The sequence below is a fragment of the Microbacterium sp. 22303 genome (assembly GCF_052045265.1).
GTDB lineage: Bacteria > Actinomycetota > Actinomycetes > Actinomycetales > Microbacteriaceae > Microbacterium.
In genome coordinates, this window is sequence record NZ_JBQEOQ010000006.1 from 127,906 (window position 1) to 143,569 (window position 15,664).

At 68.4% G+C, this 15,664-nt stretch carries 14 protein-coding genes; 3 read left to right on the top strand and 11 right to left on the bottom strand.

The features are described 5' to 3' along the window. Positions 1–2: 2 nt before the first annotated feature. From fdxA to ACTJI8_RS16680, 4 genes are read right to left on the bottom strand one after another with little or no spacing between them, the layout of a single operon-like run. Positions 3–323, bottom strand: coding sequence for a ferredoxin (fdxA, locus tag ACTJI8_RS16665; protein ID WP_045272231.1), 321 nt, complete (start codon positions 321–323; stop codon positions 3–5). 9 nt (positions 324–332) lie between these two features. Beyond that, positions 333–761 (bottom strand): histidinol dehydrogenase, encoded by a 429-nt coding sequence (locus ACTJI8_RS16670; protein WP_440734545.1) that lies wholly within the window; start codon positions 759–761, stop codon positions 333–335. A 9-nt stretch (positions 762–770) separates the two neighbouring features. Further along, positions 771–1,085, bottom strand: a complete 315-nt coding sequence (locus ACTJI8_RS16675) for an AzlD domain-containing protein (RefSeq protein WP_440734546.1) — start codon at positions 1,083–1,085, stop codon at positions 771–773. Next, positions 1,082–1,834, bottom strand: coding sequence for an AzlC family ABC transporter permease (locus ACTJI8_RS16680; RefSeq protein ID WP_440734547.1), 753 nt, complete (start codon positions 1,832–1,834; stop codon positions 1,082–1,084). Before ACTJI8_RS16680 ends, ACTJI8_RS16675 begins: the two co-directional genes overlap by 4 nt. Positions 1,835–1,899: 65 nt before the next feature. Here ACTJI8_RS16680 and ACTJI8_RS16685 point away from each other — a divergent pair, with 65 nt between their 5' ends. Continuing rightward, the gene (locus tag ACTJI8_RS16685; protein WP_440734548.1) at positions 1,900–2,448 is read left to right on the top strand and encodes a helix-turn-helix domain-containing protein; all 549 of its coding nucleotides are present in this window, start codon (positions 1,900–1,902) and stop codon (positions 2,446–2,448) included. Positions 2,449–2,551: 103 nt separating this feature from the next. Here the strand turns inward: ACTJI8_RS16685 and typA are convergent, their stop codons facing one another. Beyond that, positions 2,552–4,465, bottom strand: a complete 1,914-nt coding sequence (gene typA, locus ACTJI8_RS16690) for a translational GTPase TypA (RefSeq protein WP_440734549.1) — start codon at positions 4,463–4,465, stop codon at positions 2,552–2,554. Positions 4,466–4,582: 117 nt separating this feature from the next. Here typA and ACTJI8_RS16695 point away from each other — a divergent pair, with 117 nt between their 5' ends. Both ACTJI8_RS16695 and ACTJI8_RS16700 read left to right on the top strand, forming a co-directional pair. Then, the gene (locus ACTJI8_RS16695) at positions 4,583–5,380 is read left to right on the top strand and encodes a CPBP family intramembrane glutamic endopeptidase (RefSeq protein ID WP_440734550.1); all 798 of its coding nucleotides are present in this window, start codon (positions 4,583–4,585) and stop codon (positions 5,378–5,380) included. A 237-nt stretch (positions 5,381–5,617) separates the two neighbouring features. Continuing rightward, positions 5,618–6,592: a hypothetical protein gene (locus ACTJI8_RS16700; protein WP_440734551.1), complete on the top strand. Its 975-nt coding sequence runs from the start codon at positions 5,618–5,620 to the stop codon at positions 6,590–6,592. A 124-nt stretch (positions 6,593–6,716) separates the two neighbouring features. Here ACTJI8_RS16700 and ACTJI8_RS16705 read toward each other — a convergent pair whose 3' ends face one another. From ACTJI8_RS16705 to gcvP, 6 genes are all read right to left on the bottom strand, one after another. Next, entirely contained in the window at positions 6,717–7,292 is a 576-nt protein-coding gene (locus ACTJI8_RS16705; protein WP_440734552.1) for a PH domain-containing protein, read from the bottom strand. A gap of 5 nt (positions 7,293–7,297) precedes the next feature. After that, positions 7,298–8,971: a dipeptide ABC transporter ATP-binding protein gene (locus ACTJI8_RS16710; protein ID WP_440734553.1), complete on the bottom strand. Its 1,674-nt coding sequence runs from the start codon at positions 8,969–8,971 to the stop codon at positions 7,298–7,300. Then, positions 8,968–9,912 (bottom strand): ABC transporter permease, encoded by a 945-nt coding sequence (locus ACTJI8_RS16715; RefSeq protein WP_440734554.1) that lies wholly within the window; start codon positions 9,910–9,912, stop codon positions 8,968–8,970. The genes ACTJI8_RS16710 and ACTJI8_RS16715 overlap by 4 nt, the downstream gene beginning before the upstream one ends. Beyond that, entirely contained in the window at positions 9,902–10,831 is a 930-nt protein-coding gene (locus ACTJI8_RS16720; RefSeq protein ID WP_440734555.1) for an ABC transporter permease, read from the bottom strand. Before ACTJI8_RS16720 ends, ACTJI8_RS16715 begins: the two co-directional genes overlap by 11 nt. Positions 10,832–11,014: 183 nt before the next feature. After that, positions 11,015–12,640: a peptide ABC transporter substrate-binding protein gene (locus ACTJI8_RS16725; RefSeq protein ID WP_440734556.1), complete on the bottom strand. Its 1,626-nt coding sequence runs from the start codon at positions 12,638–12,640 to the stop codon at positions 11,015–11,017. 196 nt (positions 12,641–12,836) lie between these two features. Beyond that, positions 12,837–15,653 carry an aminomethyl-transferring glycine dehydrogenase gene (gcvP, locus tag ACTJI8_RS16730; protein WP_440734738.1) on the bottom strand — a complete coding sequence of 939 codons (2,817 nt, stop codon included), beginning with the start codon at positions 15,651–15,653 and terminating at the stop codon, positions 12,837–12,839. Positions 15,654–15,664 lie beyond the last annotated feature (11 nt).

A 15,664-nucleotide genomic window follows, 5' to 3' on the forward strand; every position in this document is an offset into this window, starting at 1 on the left:
CGCTACTCGCCCTGCGGCGGGAGAACGGCGATGACCGGGTGGTCGTGATGGATCACGCCGACCTTGGCGGCGCCGCCCGGGGATCCGATCTCGTCGAAGAACTCGACGTTCGCCTTGTAGTAGTCCGCCCACTCCTCGGGGAGGTCGTCCTCGTAGTAGATCGCCTCGACGGGGCACACGGGCTCGCAGGCGCCGCAGTCGACGCACTCGTCGGGGTGGATGTACAACGATCGCTCACCCTCGTAGATGCAGTCCACGGGGCACTCGTCGACGCAGGCACGATCCTTCACGTCGACGCAGGGAAGAGCGATCACATATGTCACGGACCCAGTCTACGACCCGTCGGCGGGCGCCTCTTCCGCCATCCGCGCACGGGCCGCCTGCTCCTGCTGGAGACGGCGGATCCGCGAGAAGTCCGGCCACGCGGCGACCAGCAGCACCATGCCGGCGATGGTCCAGGTCCAGGTCACGCCCAGCAGATCATTCGGCACGATCACCGATCCACCGGGTCCGCGGCCCGAGATCACGACCATGCCGGCGAGCATGCCGAGCCCCGTCGCGAGCGCACCCCAGCGGTCGTGCAGCAGCAGCCGCACGGCGAGGAGCATGCCTCCGCAGGCGATCGCGCCGAGCACCAGCCCGACCCACGGGAGCCCCCACACCGAGGTCGAATGCGTCACGGTCGTCGCCAGACCGAACACGGCGCCGACCACGAACAGAGCCACCCACGACAGCGCTCTGCTGAGCCACGTTCCACGCACGGCTCGAGCTTACGCGGCCCACCCTAGGAGCCGCAGGAGAGCCGCGACGACCGCGGCGGCGATCACCACGACGAGGAACGACTGCCGCAGCGCCAGCAACCCCGCCGCGACGAGCACCGCGGGCACACGAGCGTCCACCACGATGTGCGGGCCCGCGGCCAGCGTCTGCACGGCCACGAGCGCGGCGAGCAGCGCGACCGTCAGCAGGTCGGTGATCCGCGCGGGCCGCGGCGCCTCGAGGACGGACGCCGGCACCAGATAGCCCGCGCCCTTGAGCGCGAGGCAGCCGATGGCGGCCAGCAGCACGGCGTTCCACAGGGTCATGCCGGCTCCTCCCCCGCCGCCGGGCCGGCGGCCTTCGACCCGAACCAGTTGAACCAGCCGACGACGATCGCCACGAACGCCGCCACGAGCACGGGCAGCCCCGGGATCAGCACCGGCGTGAGCGCCGTGGCGACCGCGGCGGCCGCGATGCCGACCGCGATGGCCTGCCGCGTGCGCAGACGCGGCCACAGCAGGGCGAGGAACGCCGCCGCCGCAGCCGCGTCCAGCCCATAGGTCTTCGGATCCCCCAGCACGTCTCCGAGCAGCGCGCCGAGCAGCGTCATCAGATTCCAGCCGAGATAGATGCCGACTCCGGTGATCCAGAATCCGACGCGGCGCGCCCGCGGCGAGCGCTGTGCGAGCGAGACGGCGGTGGACTCGTCGATCGTGAACGGAGCCGCGAGCGCGCGCCGCGCGGCACCGCGCCCGATCACCGGAGACATCCGCATGCCGTAGGCGACGTTGCGGACTCCCAGAAGCAGTGCGGAGGCGATCGCCGCGGGCGCGGCGGCGAGCCCGCCCGCCCCGATCACGCCCACGAACGCGAACTGCGATCCGCCGGTGAACATCAGCAGGCTCAGCACGCAGGTCTGCCACACGTCGAACCCGTTCGCGACGGCGAGCGCGCCGAACGAGATCCCGTACGCGCTGGTGGCGAGGGCGACGCCGATCGCCTCCCGGCGCGCGACGCGCACCTCGGCGACGGCGTCCTCGGGGTCGCGGTCGATCGTTCGCTCCTCTGAACGCATGACGATCATTCTGAACATCCGCAAATCGTTTGTCAAGGCGAACGAATGTTTGGAATACTGGCCGCATGGATGATCTCCGCGCCCGCATCTCCCGGTCTCTGCGTCGCGAGCGCGAGGCGGCGGGGATCTCCGTCTCCGAACTCGCCCGCCGCGCCGGCGTGTCCAAGGCCACCGTCTCGCAGCTGGAGAGCGGATCCTCGGGGCCCAGCGTCGAGACCCTGTGGGCCATCGCCGACGCCCTGGGCGTGCCCTTCGCCGCCTTCGTGGAGGAGCGCACGAATGCCCCGACCCTGATCCGGGCCGGCGAGCACGCCGGCGTGCCGTCGGCTGCCGCGCCGTATCTGGCCACGCTCATCGCAGCCTGCCCGCCGGGCGCCCGTCGAGACCTCTACATCATCCAGGCCGAGCCCGGCGAGCCCCGCCGCTCGACGCCGCACCACGTCGGCACCACCGAGCACGTCGTGCTGATCAGCGGACGCGCTCTGATCGGCCCTTCCGAGGCAGCCGAGGAGCTGCACCCCGGGGACTACCTCTCCTATCCCGGAGATGCGTCGCACGTGTTCGAGGCGCTCGAGCCCGGGACCTCCGCGGTGCTCATCTCGGAGCTGCGCTGAGCCGCGCCGCACGCTGCACACGGTGCGTGCACGACGTGCGAACGCCCGAAACGCGAAACGGCCCGTCTGCCGGAGCAGACGGGCCGTTCGGAACCGGCGTGGGTTACGCGTTGGCGTCCTGGCGCTTCAGGCGCGCGGTCTCGCGGGCGCGAATGGTCTGGTCGAGTGTCACCTTGCGAATGCGCACGACCTCGGGCGTGACCTCGACGCATTCGTCGTCGCGGGCGAACTCGAGGCTCTCCTCGAGAGTCAGCAGCCGCGGCGGCGTCATGGACTCGAAGTTGTCGGCCGTGGCCGAACGCATGTTGGTGAGCTTCTTCTCCTTGGTGATGTTCACGTCCATGTCATCGGCGCGCGAGTTCTCGCCGATGACCATGCCCTCGTAGACCTCCTGCGTGGGCTGCACGAAGAACGACATGCGCTCCTGCAGGGCGATCATGGCGAACGGGGTGACGACGCCCTGACGGTCGGCGACGATCGAGCCGTTCTGACGCGTGGTGATCTGGCCCGCCCAGGGCTCGTAGCCGTGCGAGATCGCGTTCGCGATGCCGGTGCCGCGGGTGGTGGTGAGGAACTCGCTGCGGAAGCCGATGAGACCACGCGAGGGGACGATGAACTCCATGCGCACCCAGCCGGTGCCGTGGTTGGTCATGTTCTCCATGCGACCCTTGCGGTTCGCCAGCAGCTGGGTGATCGCACCCAGGTGCTCCTCCGGGGTGTCGATCGTGAGGTGCTCGAACGGCTCGTAGGTCTTGCCGTCGATCTTCTTCGTGACCACCTGCGGCTTGCCGACCGTGAGCTCGAAGCCCTCACGGCGCATGTTCTCGACGAGGATCGCGAGTGCGAGCTCGCCGCGGCCCTGCACCTCCCACGCGTCCGGGCGGCCGATGTCGACGACCTTGAGCGAGACGTTGCCGATGAGCTCGCGGTCCAGGCGGTCCTTGACCATCCGGGCGGTGAGCTTGTGCCCCTTGACCTTGCCCATCAGAGGCGAGGTGTTGGTGCCGATGGTCATGGAGATCGCGGGGTCGTCGACCGTGATGGCCGGGAGCGGCCGCACGTCCTCCGGATCCGCGATGGTCTCGCCGATCGTGATGTTCTCGAAGCCGGCGATCGCGACGATGTCGCCGGGGCCGGCCTCTTCGGCGGGGTAGCGCTCGAGCGCGCGGGTCTTCAGGAGCTCCGTGATGCGGGCGTTGCTGGTGGAGCCGTCGGAACGGACCCAGGCCACGGTCTGGCCCTTCTTCAGCGTGCCGTTGAAGACGCGCAGCAGTGCGAGGCGGCCGAGGAACGGCGAGGAGTCGAGGTTGGTGACCCACGCCTGCAGCGGAGCCTCATCGTCGTACGCCGGGGCCGGCACGTGCTCGAGGATCGCCTCGAACAGCGGCTCGAGGTCGTCGTTGTCCGGCAGCGCACCGTTCTCCGGCCGGTTGCGGGATGCGGCTCCGGCGCGACCGGACGCGTACACGACCGGCACATCGAGCAGCGCATCGACGTCGAGGTCGGGCACGTCGTCGACGAGGTCGGACGCGAGGCCCAGCAGCAGGTCGTGCGCCTCCTCCTCGACCTCGGCGATGCGAGCGTCGGGACGGTCGGTCTTGTTCACCAGCAGGATCACCGGGAGCTTGGCCTCGAGCGCCTTGCGCAGCACGAAGCGCGTCTGCGGGAGCGGGCCCTCCGACGCGTCCACGAGCAGCACGACGCCGTCGACCATGGACAGGCCGCGCTCGACCTCGCCGCCGAAGTCGGCGTGACCGGGGGTGTCGATCACGTTGATCGTGATGTCCTTGCCGCCGGCGTGCTCGCCCTTGTAGGTGATCGCCGTGTTCTTGGCGAGGATCGTGATGCCCTTCTCGCGCTCCAGGTCGTTCGAGTCCATGGCGCGCTCTTCCATGTGCTCGTGGGAGCCGAAGGATCCGGTCTGGCGGAGCATGGCGTCCACGAGCGTGGTCTTGCCGTGGTCGACGTGCGCGACGATGGCGACGTTGCGGAGATCGGAACGGAGGGCGTGCGCCATGAAGGAATCCAATGCAGCTGGGGTTTCGCCCGGGATTCCGGACTCTTCAGGATACATCACCGCTCCTGGGCATCCTCTGCGGGGCGCATGCATACCGCCTCGCCGTACGCTCGACCCATGAGGATCGCCCTGCCCCCTCCCCCGCCTGACGCGCCGTCGCGGGCGCGGATCGGGTGGGAGATCGCGATCGTGCTCGGCCTCGGTCTCGGACAGTCCGCGGTGTACGCGATCGTGCAGCTGCTGGATCGCCTGTCCCTGTCGACGCCGCTGGCGGATCAGACGGCGACGCTGAACCCCTCGCAGTCCAGCCGCGAGCTGTTCGACCTGCTCTACCAGTTGCTCGGCATCGGGTTCTCCGTGGTGCCGGTGCTGCTGGTGTGCTTCCTGCTCTGGCGCCCGGTGCGCCCCCGCCTCGGCGCGCTGGGCCTGGACGGAACACGAATCGGCCGCGACGTCGGAGGGGGTCTCCTGCTCGTCCTCGCCATCGGGATCCCGGGGCTCGCGCTGTACGTGCTCGGGCGGATGAACGGCTGGTTCGTCGCGGTGGATCCGGGGGCGCAGAGCGCGTATTGGTGGACCGTCCCGGTGCTGCTGCTGTCCGCGGCTCGGGCCGCCGTGCAGGAGGAGTTCGTGGTGCTCGGCTACCTCTTCGCCCGACTGCGCCAGCTCGGCTGGGGTCCGTGGACGATCCTGCTCGCCACGTCCGTGCTGCGCGCGAGCTACCACCTCTATCAGGGACCCGGTGCGTTCATCGGCAACCTCGGGATGGGGCTGCTGTTCGGCTTCCTGTTCCTGCGCACCGGCCGGCTGCTGCCGTTCCTGGTCGCGCACTTCCTCATCGACGCGGCCGTCTTCGTCGGCTACCCCTGGGCGGCGGCCATGTGGCCGGCCCTGTTCGGCCTGCCGACGCACTGACTCGGCGCCGTGCGTCTGGCTGGCTCCGGCCGGACCCCCGGATCCCGAATCCAGATCCGCGAGACTCCAACTGAGTAACGAGACTGCAGGCCATGTGCGAAGTCTCGTTACCCAGTTGGAGTCTCGCGGCCAGATGAGGAGGTCCTTGATCGGTTCCACACAGACGCGCGCCTGCGGGAACGCACCGACTGCGGCCAGCAGACTCCGAGGGACCGCCCCGAGCGGCAGGATCGGCACATGCTGAACGCCGGAATCGCACCGCGACTCGCCGCCCCACCTCTTGAGTTGCTGCGTTCCAGCGAGATGGTGAGCTCCACTGTTCTCCTTCGGGCCTGGCGCCGCGGTGAAGTCGTCCGGGTGATCCCCGGTGTCTTCGCCGAAACATCTCGATGGAGCCAGATCCCGCCCTGGGATCGCTATCTCGCCCGCGCGTATGCCGTCGCGCTCACCCACCCCGCCTCAGTATTCTGCGGGATCACGGCCGCCGCACTGCGAGGAGTCTTCCTCGGGCGCCAGCAGGATCCGATTCTCATCCTGGATCCTGATCGCACCAGCAGGATCTGCGGCCCCGTACGCGTACTCACATCCGCGGATGCTCGAACGATCGATGAGATCGACGGGATCCTTCTCACCTCTGCCGGCGACACGATCGTCGATGTCGCCCGTACCGTAGCTCCCGCTGCTGGTCTGGCCTATGCCGATGCGCTGCTACGCCGTTCACGTGACCTCGCTCCGGCGCAGCTGCCTGCGATCAACGAGTCGCGCCTCTCCTCGCGCGGTCGACGCCGCGCACGTTGGGCGCTCGCGCGGGCGACAGGCGGTCCGGAGAGCCCTCTCGACTCGCTCAGCCTCGCAGCGATCGAAGGTGCTGGATACGAACTGCCCGAGCTCCAGGTGACTTTCGTGACTGACGGCATCGCGGACCGGGCCGACTTCTTCTGGCGATCGCGCAACCTCGTCGGCGAAGCCGATGGCGACGTGAAGTACACCGGAGAGTTCGGTGATCCTGCCGAGGCGATCCTGAACGAGAAGCGCCGCGAAGCGCGGTTGCAGCGTCACGTCGCCGGGCGCATCCGTTGGGGTTGGTCCGAGCTGCGCGACATGGATCCGTTCCTCGAGATCCTGGGCACGGCGCGGGTCCCCCGCGTCGCCCCGGCAGATCCGTTCATGCTCGCCTCGCTGCGCGACGCGCTCCGGGCGCGAACCCGCTAAGCACCGCGAGACTCCATCTGAGTAACGAGGCTGCAGTTCAGACTTGCTGTCTCGTTACTCAGATGGAGTCTCGCGGTCAGTAAGGTACTCAGGACTTCGGGGCGCGGCCGGAAGCCGAGCCACGTCAGCGCGTGACCACGATCGCGATCACGGCTCCGACCGCGATCACGACGAGAGCGCCGATCGCGGGCCCGTCCCAGCTGCGCCGGATCGGCGCATCGGCGCCCACGCCCGCGGCGCCTTGCGGGCGCTCCACGGCGTTCTCCCAGCGGGTGCGCACCTCGGTGAGCGCCTGCAGGCTCTGCGGCACCTTGACCTCGCCCGAGCGCCTGCTCAGCCGCGGTGACTGGATGCGTCCGGGCCCTCCCCAGCACGCCAGCTTCCGGCCGTCATCGAGCGCGAAGTCCAGCTGCCAGCGCAGGTCGAGCTCGGTCACCCGGCGCCAGCCGAAAGTCGTGCGGCGCAGGAAGTTCTGCACGGTCGCGCCGTCCTCGTCCACCCGCACCAGGGAGACCACGCTGATCACGTAGATGAGCCACAGCACCAGCAGCACCCACGGCGCGTACAGCAGCATCTGCGCCCAGCTGCCGCGCACCACCGCATCACCGAGCAGGAAGACGGCCAGCACGGCGCATACCACGAGCACGGCGATGCCCGTGGAGGCGCGGTACGTCCGCGCCCCCACGGGCATCTGGTCCATCGAACTCACGCGCTGCGACCGCCCAGGGCGATCGAGACGCCAGGGATGGCCTGGAGCAGTCGCTCCGTGTACTCCTGCTGCGGGTTGGCGAAGATCTCGTCCACCGTGCCCTGCTCGACGAGCTTGCCCTTCTCCATCACGCAGACCAGGTCGGCCGCGACGCGCACGACCGCGAGATCGTGCGTGATGAACAGGTACGTGAGGTCGAGCTCGCTCTGCAACTCGGCGAGCAGCTTCAGGATCTGATCCTGCACCAGCACGTCGAGCGCGGAGACCGCCTCGTCGAGCACGACGATGTCGGGCTTGAGCGCCAGTGCACGCGCGATCGCGACGCGCTGACGCTGACCGCCGGAGAGCTCGTTCGGGTACCGCGTCGCCAGCTCGCGCGGGAGCGAGACCTGGTCCAGCAGCTCGAGCACGCGCTCCTGGCGAGAGCCCTTGTCACCCACGCCGTGGATGTCCAGAGGCTCCGAGATCGTGTTTCCGATGTTGCGCAGCGGATCCATGGATCCGTACGGATCCTGGAACACCGGCTGCATGCGCCGGCGCAGCGCGAGCGTCTCCCGCCCGGAGAGGCTGGAGATGTCGACGCCGTCGATCGCGATCGAGCCGGAGGTGACATCCTCCAGCTTCAGCACCATCTTCGCCACGGTCGACTTGCCCGAGCCCGACTCGCCGACCAGCGCCAGCGTCTTGCCCTTGGGGATGTCGAACGAGACCGCGTCGACGGCGCGGAACGGGATGCTGCGGAACTGACCTTGACGGATCTTGTAGTCCTTGGTCAGGTCGCGCACGGACACGGTCGGCGGGATGCCGGCGATGTCCTCGCTGGTCTCGATGCCCTGTCGCTCGTGGACCGCCTGGATGCGCTGCGACGCGATGCTCGGGGCCGCGGCCACCAGCTTCTTCGTGTACGGGTGCAGCGGGTTCTCCAGGATCTCCCGGCTGGGCCCGGCCTCGACGATCTCGCCGTTCTGCATGACGATGATCTTCTCCGCGCGCTCGGCCGCGAGGCCGAGGTCGTGCGTGATCAGCAGGACCGCAGTGCCCTTCTCCTTCGTCAGCGACGCGAGGTGATCCAGGATCACGCGCTGCACGGTGACGTCGAGCGCCGATGTGGGCTCGTCCGCGATCAGCAGCTTCGGGTCGGCCGCGAGGCCGATGCCGATCAGCGCGCGCTGGCGCATGCCGCCGGAGAACTGGTGCGGGTACTGGTGCAGACGCTTGGAGGCGTCCGCGAGTCCCGCCTGCTGCAGCACCTCGACCGCGCGGGCCTCGACCTCCTTGCGCCCGGTGGCGAGACCGTTCGCACGGATCGCCTCCTTGACCTGGAAGCCGATCGACCACACGGGGTTGAGGTTGGACATCGGGTCCTGCGGCACGTAGCCGATCTCGCGCCCGCGGATCTTCTCCATCTGACCCTCGGTGAGCCCGGTCAGCTCCTGACCGTCGAGGGTGATGCTTCCCGCGGTCACATGACCCGTGCCGGGCAGCAGATTGACGATCGCGGATGCGGTCGTCGACTTGCCGGATCCGGATTCGCCCACGATGGCCAGCGTCTCACCCGGGTACAGCTCGAGGTTGATCCCGTGCAGCACCTCCCTCGAGCCCTTCTGGGTGTCGAAGGCGACCTTCAGGTCACGGATCCGGAGCAGCGGAGTGTCGGTTGATGCACTCATCGGCGAGCCCTCGCTCTCGGGTCGAGGGCGTCTCGCACGAGCTCGCCCAGCATGATGAACGCGAGCACCGTGATGGTCAGCGCGATCGACGGGTAGATGAGGGCCATCGGCGCCACCCGCAGCGACTGCTGCGCCTGGCTGATGTCGTTGCCCCAGCTCATCGTGTCGCTCCCGAGCCCGACGCCGAGGAACGACAGCGTCGCCTCCGCGACGATCGCGGCTGCGAGGCTCAGCGTGGTGACGACGAGCAGCGGTGCGATCGCATTCGGGATGACGTGGGCGATCAGGGTGCCGAACCGCGACTTCCCGAGCGCCCTCGAGGCCATCACGAAGTCGGCCTGACGTACTCTCAGCACCTCGGCGCGGACCACACGGGCCGTGGAGGCCCAGGCGAATCCGCCGATCGCGAACGCGAGCGTGAACACGTTGCGGAACTGCGCGAACACGCTCATCACGACGACCGCGGCGAGGATGTAGGGGATCGAGAAGAAGATGTCGCCGACGCGGGACAGCAGCCCGTCCAGCCAACCGCCGTAGAATCCGGCCAGGGCGCCCATGATGAGGCCGATGACCGACCCGATGATCGTCGCGATGAGACCGACGGAGACCGAGGTGCGCGCACCCCACACCGTCCGCGCGTAGATGTCGCAACCCTGGAACGTGAAGCCGAGCGGGTGCCCGGCGGCAGGTCCTCCGTTGGAGTCGGACAGCTGGCAGTTGCTGTTCGGCGGGGTCTGCGTGAACAGCGTCGGCCAGAGGGCCATCAGCAGGACCACGAGCACGATGACCATGGAGATCCAGAACATCGGCCGGCGCCGCATGTCCGCCCAGGCATCGCGCCACAGGTTCGAGGGCTTCTCCGCGATCTTGACGACGTCGACGGCGATCGTGCCGTCCTTGATGGGTGCGACGTAGTGCGTCGCGCTGGTGTCACCGGACATAGCGGATCCTCGGGTCGAGCAGGCCGTAGAGCATATCGACGACCAGGTTGACGAGCACGTAGATGATCACGAACACCGTCACGAAGGACACCACGGTCGAGCCCTCGTGCTGTCGAATGGCTTGGAAGAGAGTGTTGCCGACACCGGGGATGTTGAAGATGCCCTCGGTGACGGTCGCGCCCACCAGCAGCACGCCGAAGTTCGTCGCGGAGTTGGTGATGACCGGGATGAGCGAGTTGCGCAGCACGTGCACGGGGATGACCCGGCGCCGCGGCAGGCCCTTGCTGTACGCGGTGCGTACCCAGTCCTGGTTGAGGGTGTCGATGACGGATCCGCGCATCAGACGCATGCTCACCGCGTAGAGGCTGAGTCCCAGCACGATCGCGGGCAGCCACATGTCGCCCCAATCGTTGGTCGCGCCGACAGTGGGGCTGAACCACTGCAGCTTGACCGCGAGGAAGTACTGCGCCAGGAACGCGATGACGAAGATCGGCAGCGAGATGAAGACCAGCGAGATGACCAGCATCGTGTTGTCGAAGATCTTGCCCTTGCGCAGCGCGGAGAACGTTCCGATGATGATCGCGAGCGTGAACTCGATCCCGATCGCCATGACGGCGAGACGGCCCGTGACCGGCAGCGTCGCCGCGAGCACGTCGTTCACGGAGCGTCCGGAGAACGTGGTGCCCATGTCGCCGCGGAAGATGCCGGTCAGGTAGTACCAGTACTGCACGATGAACGGCTGATCGAGGTGGTACTGCGCGACGAGCGCGTCGTGCAGCTGCTTGCTCGGCTGCTTGTCTCCGAAGAGCGCAGCGATGGGGTCGCCTGGCATGGCGAAGACCAGGAAGTAGATGAGCAGGGTGGCCCCGATGAAGACGGGGATCACCTGCAAGAGGCGTTTGAGGATGTAACCGACCATTCGCCCCTCCTTTCAGATGAGGAGGCGCCTCGGGAACCCAGCACGATCCGTGCGGGTGCGACGCCTCACTGAGAATCGTGGCACGTGTTCGACGCGCACGACACTAATTCGGTGGCTGTTTTCAACAGCGCGCGAGGCGGTGACGTGGTCGTCACCGCCTCGCGGGTGTGATCCCCGGGCCGGTCAGCCCTTGGTGATCTCGTAGTACAGCGGAACGGAGTTCCATCCGAACTGGACGTTGTTCACGCCCTTGGCGAAGCCGCCGTTCACGTTCGAGTACCACAGCGGGATGGCCGGGAGGTCCTTGAGCAGCAGCTCCTGGGCCTGGGCGTAGTCCTTCGTGGCCTCGGACTGGTCGGTCGCCGAGGCGCCCTTCGCGACCAGCTTGTCGAACTCGGGGTTCGAGTAGTCGGTGTCGTTCGACGACGCCTTGGTGCCGTAGATCGGCTGCAGGAAGTTGTACTGCGCCGGGTAGTCGGCCTGCCAGCCGGTGCGGAACGCGGTCTGGATGGTGCGCGCGTTCACGTCCTTGCGAAGAGCAGCGAAGTCGACGTACGGGTTGCCGGAGGCGTCGATGCCGAGGTTGTTCTTCAGCTGGTTCGACACGGCGTCGACCCACGCCTGGTGCGAGGAGTCGGAGTTGTACGCGATCTGGAACTTGCCCTCCCACGGCGAGATCTTGTCGGCCTGAGCCCACAGGTCCTTCGCCTTCTTCGCGTCGAACTTCAGCACGTCCGCACCCTTGAGGGAGTCGGACCAGCCCGCGATGACCGGCGAGGTGAAGTCGCTGGCGGGGGTGCGGGTGTTGTTGAAGATCGTCTTGGTGATCGCAGCACGGTCGATCGCCATGGAGATCGCCTCGCGACGCAGCTTGCCCTCGTCACCGGTGAAGTGCGCGGCGTTGCCCGGGATCGAGAACGACTGGAAGATCGCGGCCGGCTGGTTGACCGCGCGGTCGCCCAGGTCGGACTCGAACGTCTGCTGCGCTGCGGCCGGGATCAGGTCGATCACGTCGACCTTGTCGCTCTGCAGGTCGGCGTAAGCCGCGTCGGCGGTTGCGTAGAAGATGAAGTTCACGCCACCGTTCTTCGCCTGACGTCCGCCCTTGTAGGTGTCGCTCTTGACCAGGTCGAGCTCGACCTTGTGCTGCCAGGCGCCCGACTTGGCGAACTTGTAGGGTCCGTTGCCGATCGGGTTCTCGCCGGCCGTGGCCATGTCCTTGAGGGAGGCAGCGGGCAGCGGGTAGTAGGCCGAGTAGCCGAGGCGCTGCGAGAAGTCCGCGGCGACCGGGTTGGACAGCTTGATCGTGAACGTGTAGTCATCGGTCTTCTTCAGACCGGTCAGCGGGGAGTCGGCGGAGTCGCTGAAGCCCTCGATGTCGCTGAACCACGACTGGTTGAGCTGCTTGTTCGAGAACAGCGCACCGTACTGCCACGCGTTGATGAAGCTGTCGGCCGTGACCTTCTCGCCGTTGGAGAAGGTGTTGCCCTGCTTCAGCTTGACCGTCAGGCTCGAGGCGTCGTCGACCTTGATCGACTCGGCCATGTCGTTGACGAGCTTGCCCTTGGCGTCGTAGTACGCAAGGCCCGCGAACAGGGAGTCGAGGATCTTGCCGCCGCCCACCTCATTGGTGTTGGTCGGGATCAGCGGGTTCTCGGGCTCGCTGCCGCTGACCTTGATGATGGTCTTCGAGTCGCCGCCCTTGGTGGGGGTTGCGTCTCCGCCGCTCTTGCTGGAGCAGCCAGCGAGGGCGAGTGCGCCCACCGCGAGCAGTCCGATGCCCGCGAGGGCGATCTTGTTGCGCTTCACGTTGTGTCCTCCTGTGGACAGATAACAGCAATCTGCACGCTCATCGTCGAGCGCGTAGGGATACTCGAGGGTAACCGCCGCACCCCCGATCCGGCGAACCGACTGCGTTAACCGTTACTCACTGGTGACCTGAACGACGAGGCGCCCTGGGAGCGGTTCCCAGGACGCCTCGTCGTTCTTCGGATCGTGCGGATCCCTACAGCGCGAACGCCTCCACCGGAGGGCAGGCGCACACCAGGTTGCGGTCGCCGTACGCGTTGTCGATGCGGCGCACCGGCGGCCAGTACTTGCCCGCGATGAGCGCGTGCGTCGGATAGGCGGCCTGCTCGCGGGTGTAGGCGTGATCCCACTCCCCCATCAGCAGCGCGGCCGCGGTGTGCGGCGCATGCACGAGCGGGTTGTCGTCGGCCGGCCAGACACCTGCGGCGACCTCGTCGGCTTCGGCCTTGATCTGGATCATGGCCTCGACGAAGCGCTCGAGCTCGCCGAGGTCCTCCGACTCGGTGGGCTCCACCATGAGCGTGCCCGCGACCGGGAACGACATGGTCGGCGCGTGGAAGCCGTAATCGATGAGGCGCTTGGCCACGTCGTCGACCGTGATCCCGGTCGCCTCCTTGAGCGGACGCAGGTCGAGGATGCACTCATGCGCCACCCGGCCCTGCTCCCCCGAGTACAGCACCGGGTAGTGCGCGGCCAGGCGTGCGGCGACGTAGTTCGCCGCGAGCACGGCGGCCGCGGTCGCATCCCGCAAGCCGTCGGCGCCCATCATCCGCACGTACGCCCACGAGATCGGCAGCACGCCGGCGGATCCGTAGGGCGCCGCGGAGACCGGGCCGCCCTCGAACACGTAGCCGCCCGCGTGCGCGGTGCGCTGCGCCTGCGGGTGCCCTGGCAGGTACGGCGCGAGGTGCGCCTTCGCCGCCACGGGGCCCACGCCGGGGCCGCCGCCGCCGTGCGGGATCGCGAACGTCTTGTGCAGGTTGAGGTGCGAGACGTCGCCCCCCAGGTCACCGAACCGGGAGTAGCCGAGGAGCGCGTTCAGGTTCGCGCCGTCGATGTACACCTGACCACCGGCCGCGTGCACCGCCGCCGTGATGTCGAGCACGTCGTGCTCGTACACGCCGTGCGTGGACGGGTAGGTGATCATGAGCGCCGCGATCTCGTCGGCGTGCTGGGCGATCTTCGCCCGCAGGTCGTCGAGGTCGACATTGCCCAGCTCATCGGTCGCTACGACGACCACCTTCATGCCTGCGAGCACCGCGGACGCGGCGTTGGTGCCGTGCGCGGACGACGGGATCAGGCACACCGTGCGGTGGTCGTCTCCGTTGGCGAGGTGGTAGCCGCGGATCGCGAGCAGGCCCGCGAGCTCGCCCTGGGATCCGGCATTCGGCTGCAGGGACACCGCGTCGTAGCCGGTGACGTCCGCGAGCCATGCCTCGAGCTGGTCGATCAACTCGAGCGAGCCCTGCACGTCCGCCTCGGGGGCGAACGGGTGCAGCTGTGCGAACTCGGGCCAGGTGATGGCCGCCATCTCGGTCGCCGCGTTGAGCTTCATCGTGCAGGATCCGAGCGGGATCATGCCCCGGTCCAGGGCGTAGTCGCGGTCGGCGAGGCTCTTCAGGTACCGCATCATGGCGGTCTCCGAGCGGTGCGCGTGGAACACCGGGTGCGTGAGGTACTCGTCCTGACGGGCGAGTGCGGCCGGCACGCTGGTGACCGGGATGTAGGCGAACGAACCCTCTCCCGCACCGAAGACCGTGGCCACGGCGAGGATGTCCTCGTAGGTCGTGGTCTCGTCGGCGGCGATGCTCACGGTGTCGGCGTCGACGGGGTTCAGCAGGATCCCTGCGGCGTGGGCGTCGGCGACGATCGCGTCGGCCCTGCCGGGAACGCGCACCGTGATGGTGTCGAAGTAGTCGGCATGCACGACTTCGGCGCCGGCCTTCTCCAGCTGCGTGGCGAGGAAGCGGGCCTTGGAGGCCACCCCCGTGGCGATCTCCTTGAGGCCCTCCGGGCCGTGATAGACCGCGTACATCGCCGCCATGACGGCCAGCAGCACCTGGGCGGTGCAGATGTTCGAGGTGGCCTTCTCGCGGCGGATGTGCTGCTCGCGGGTCTGCAGGGCCAGGCGATAGGCCGGGTGGCCGTCCGCGTCCTGCGAGACGCCGACCAGACGCCCGGGCAGCTGGCGCTCCAGTCCGGACCGCACCGCCATGTAGCCGGCGTGCGGGCCGCCGAAGCCCATCGGCACGCCGAAGCGCTGCGTCGTGCCCACCGCGACGTCCGCGCCGAGCGAACCCGGCGAGGCGATCAGGGTGAGCGCGAGCAGGTCGGCCCCGACGACAGCGAGGCCGCCGGCGAGGTGCGCCGCATCGATGACGGCGGAAGGATCCCAGATCCGTCCCGAGGCGCCCGGATACTGCACGAACACGCCGAACAGCTCCTCGGGCAGGGTCTCCCCGCCGGCGAGGTCGCGCTCGACGAGCTCGATCCCGAGCGCCGCTGCGCGCGTGGCCAGCAGAGCCTTGGTCTGCGGCAGGGCGTCGGCGTCGACCACGAACACGGGCGAGGGCGACTTGGATCCGCGCCGCGCGAGCAGCATGCCCTCGGCGACGGCCGAGGACTCGTCGAGCATCGACGCGTTCGCCGTGTCCAGGCCGGTGAGGTCCGAGACCATGGTCTGGAAGTTGATCAGCGCCTCGAGGCGGCCCTGCGAGATCTCCGGCTGGTACGGCGTGTAGGCCGTGTACCAGGACGGATTCTCCAGCACGTTGCGCTGGATCACGCTCGGAGTGAGGGTGCCGTAGTAGCCGAGGCCGATCATGGGACGGTTCACCGTGTTGCGGTTCGCCATCGAGCGCAGCTCGGCGAGGGCCTCCGCCTCGCTCGCGGCGGCCGGCAGCACGCTGACGCGGTCGGCGGCCGAGCGGATCGAGGCCGGGACGGCCTCGCGCATGAGCGCGTCGACGGGACGCTCGTCGGCGCCGTAGGAGATGCCGATCGCGTCGAGCATCGCCCGCTGGG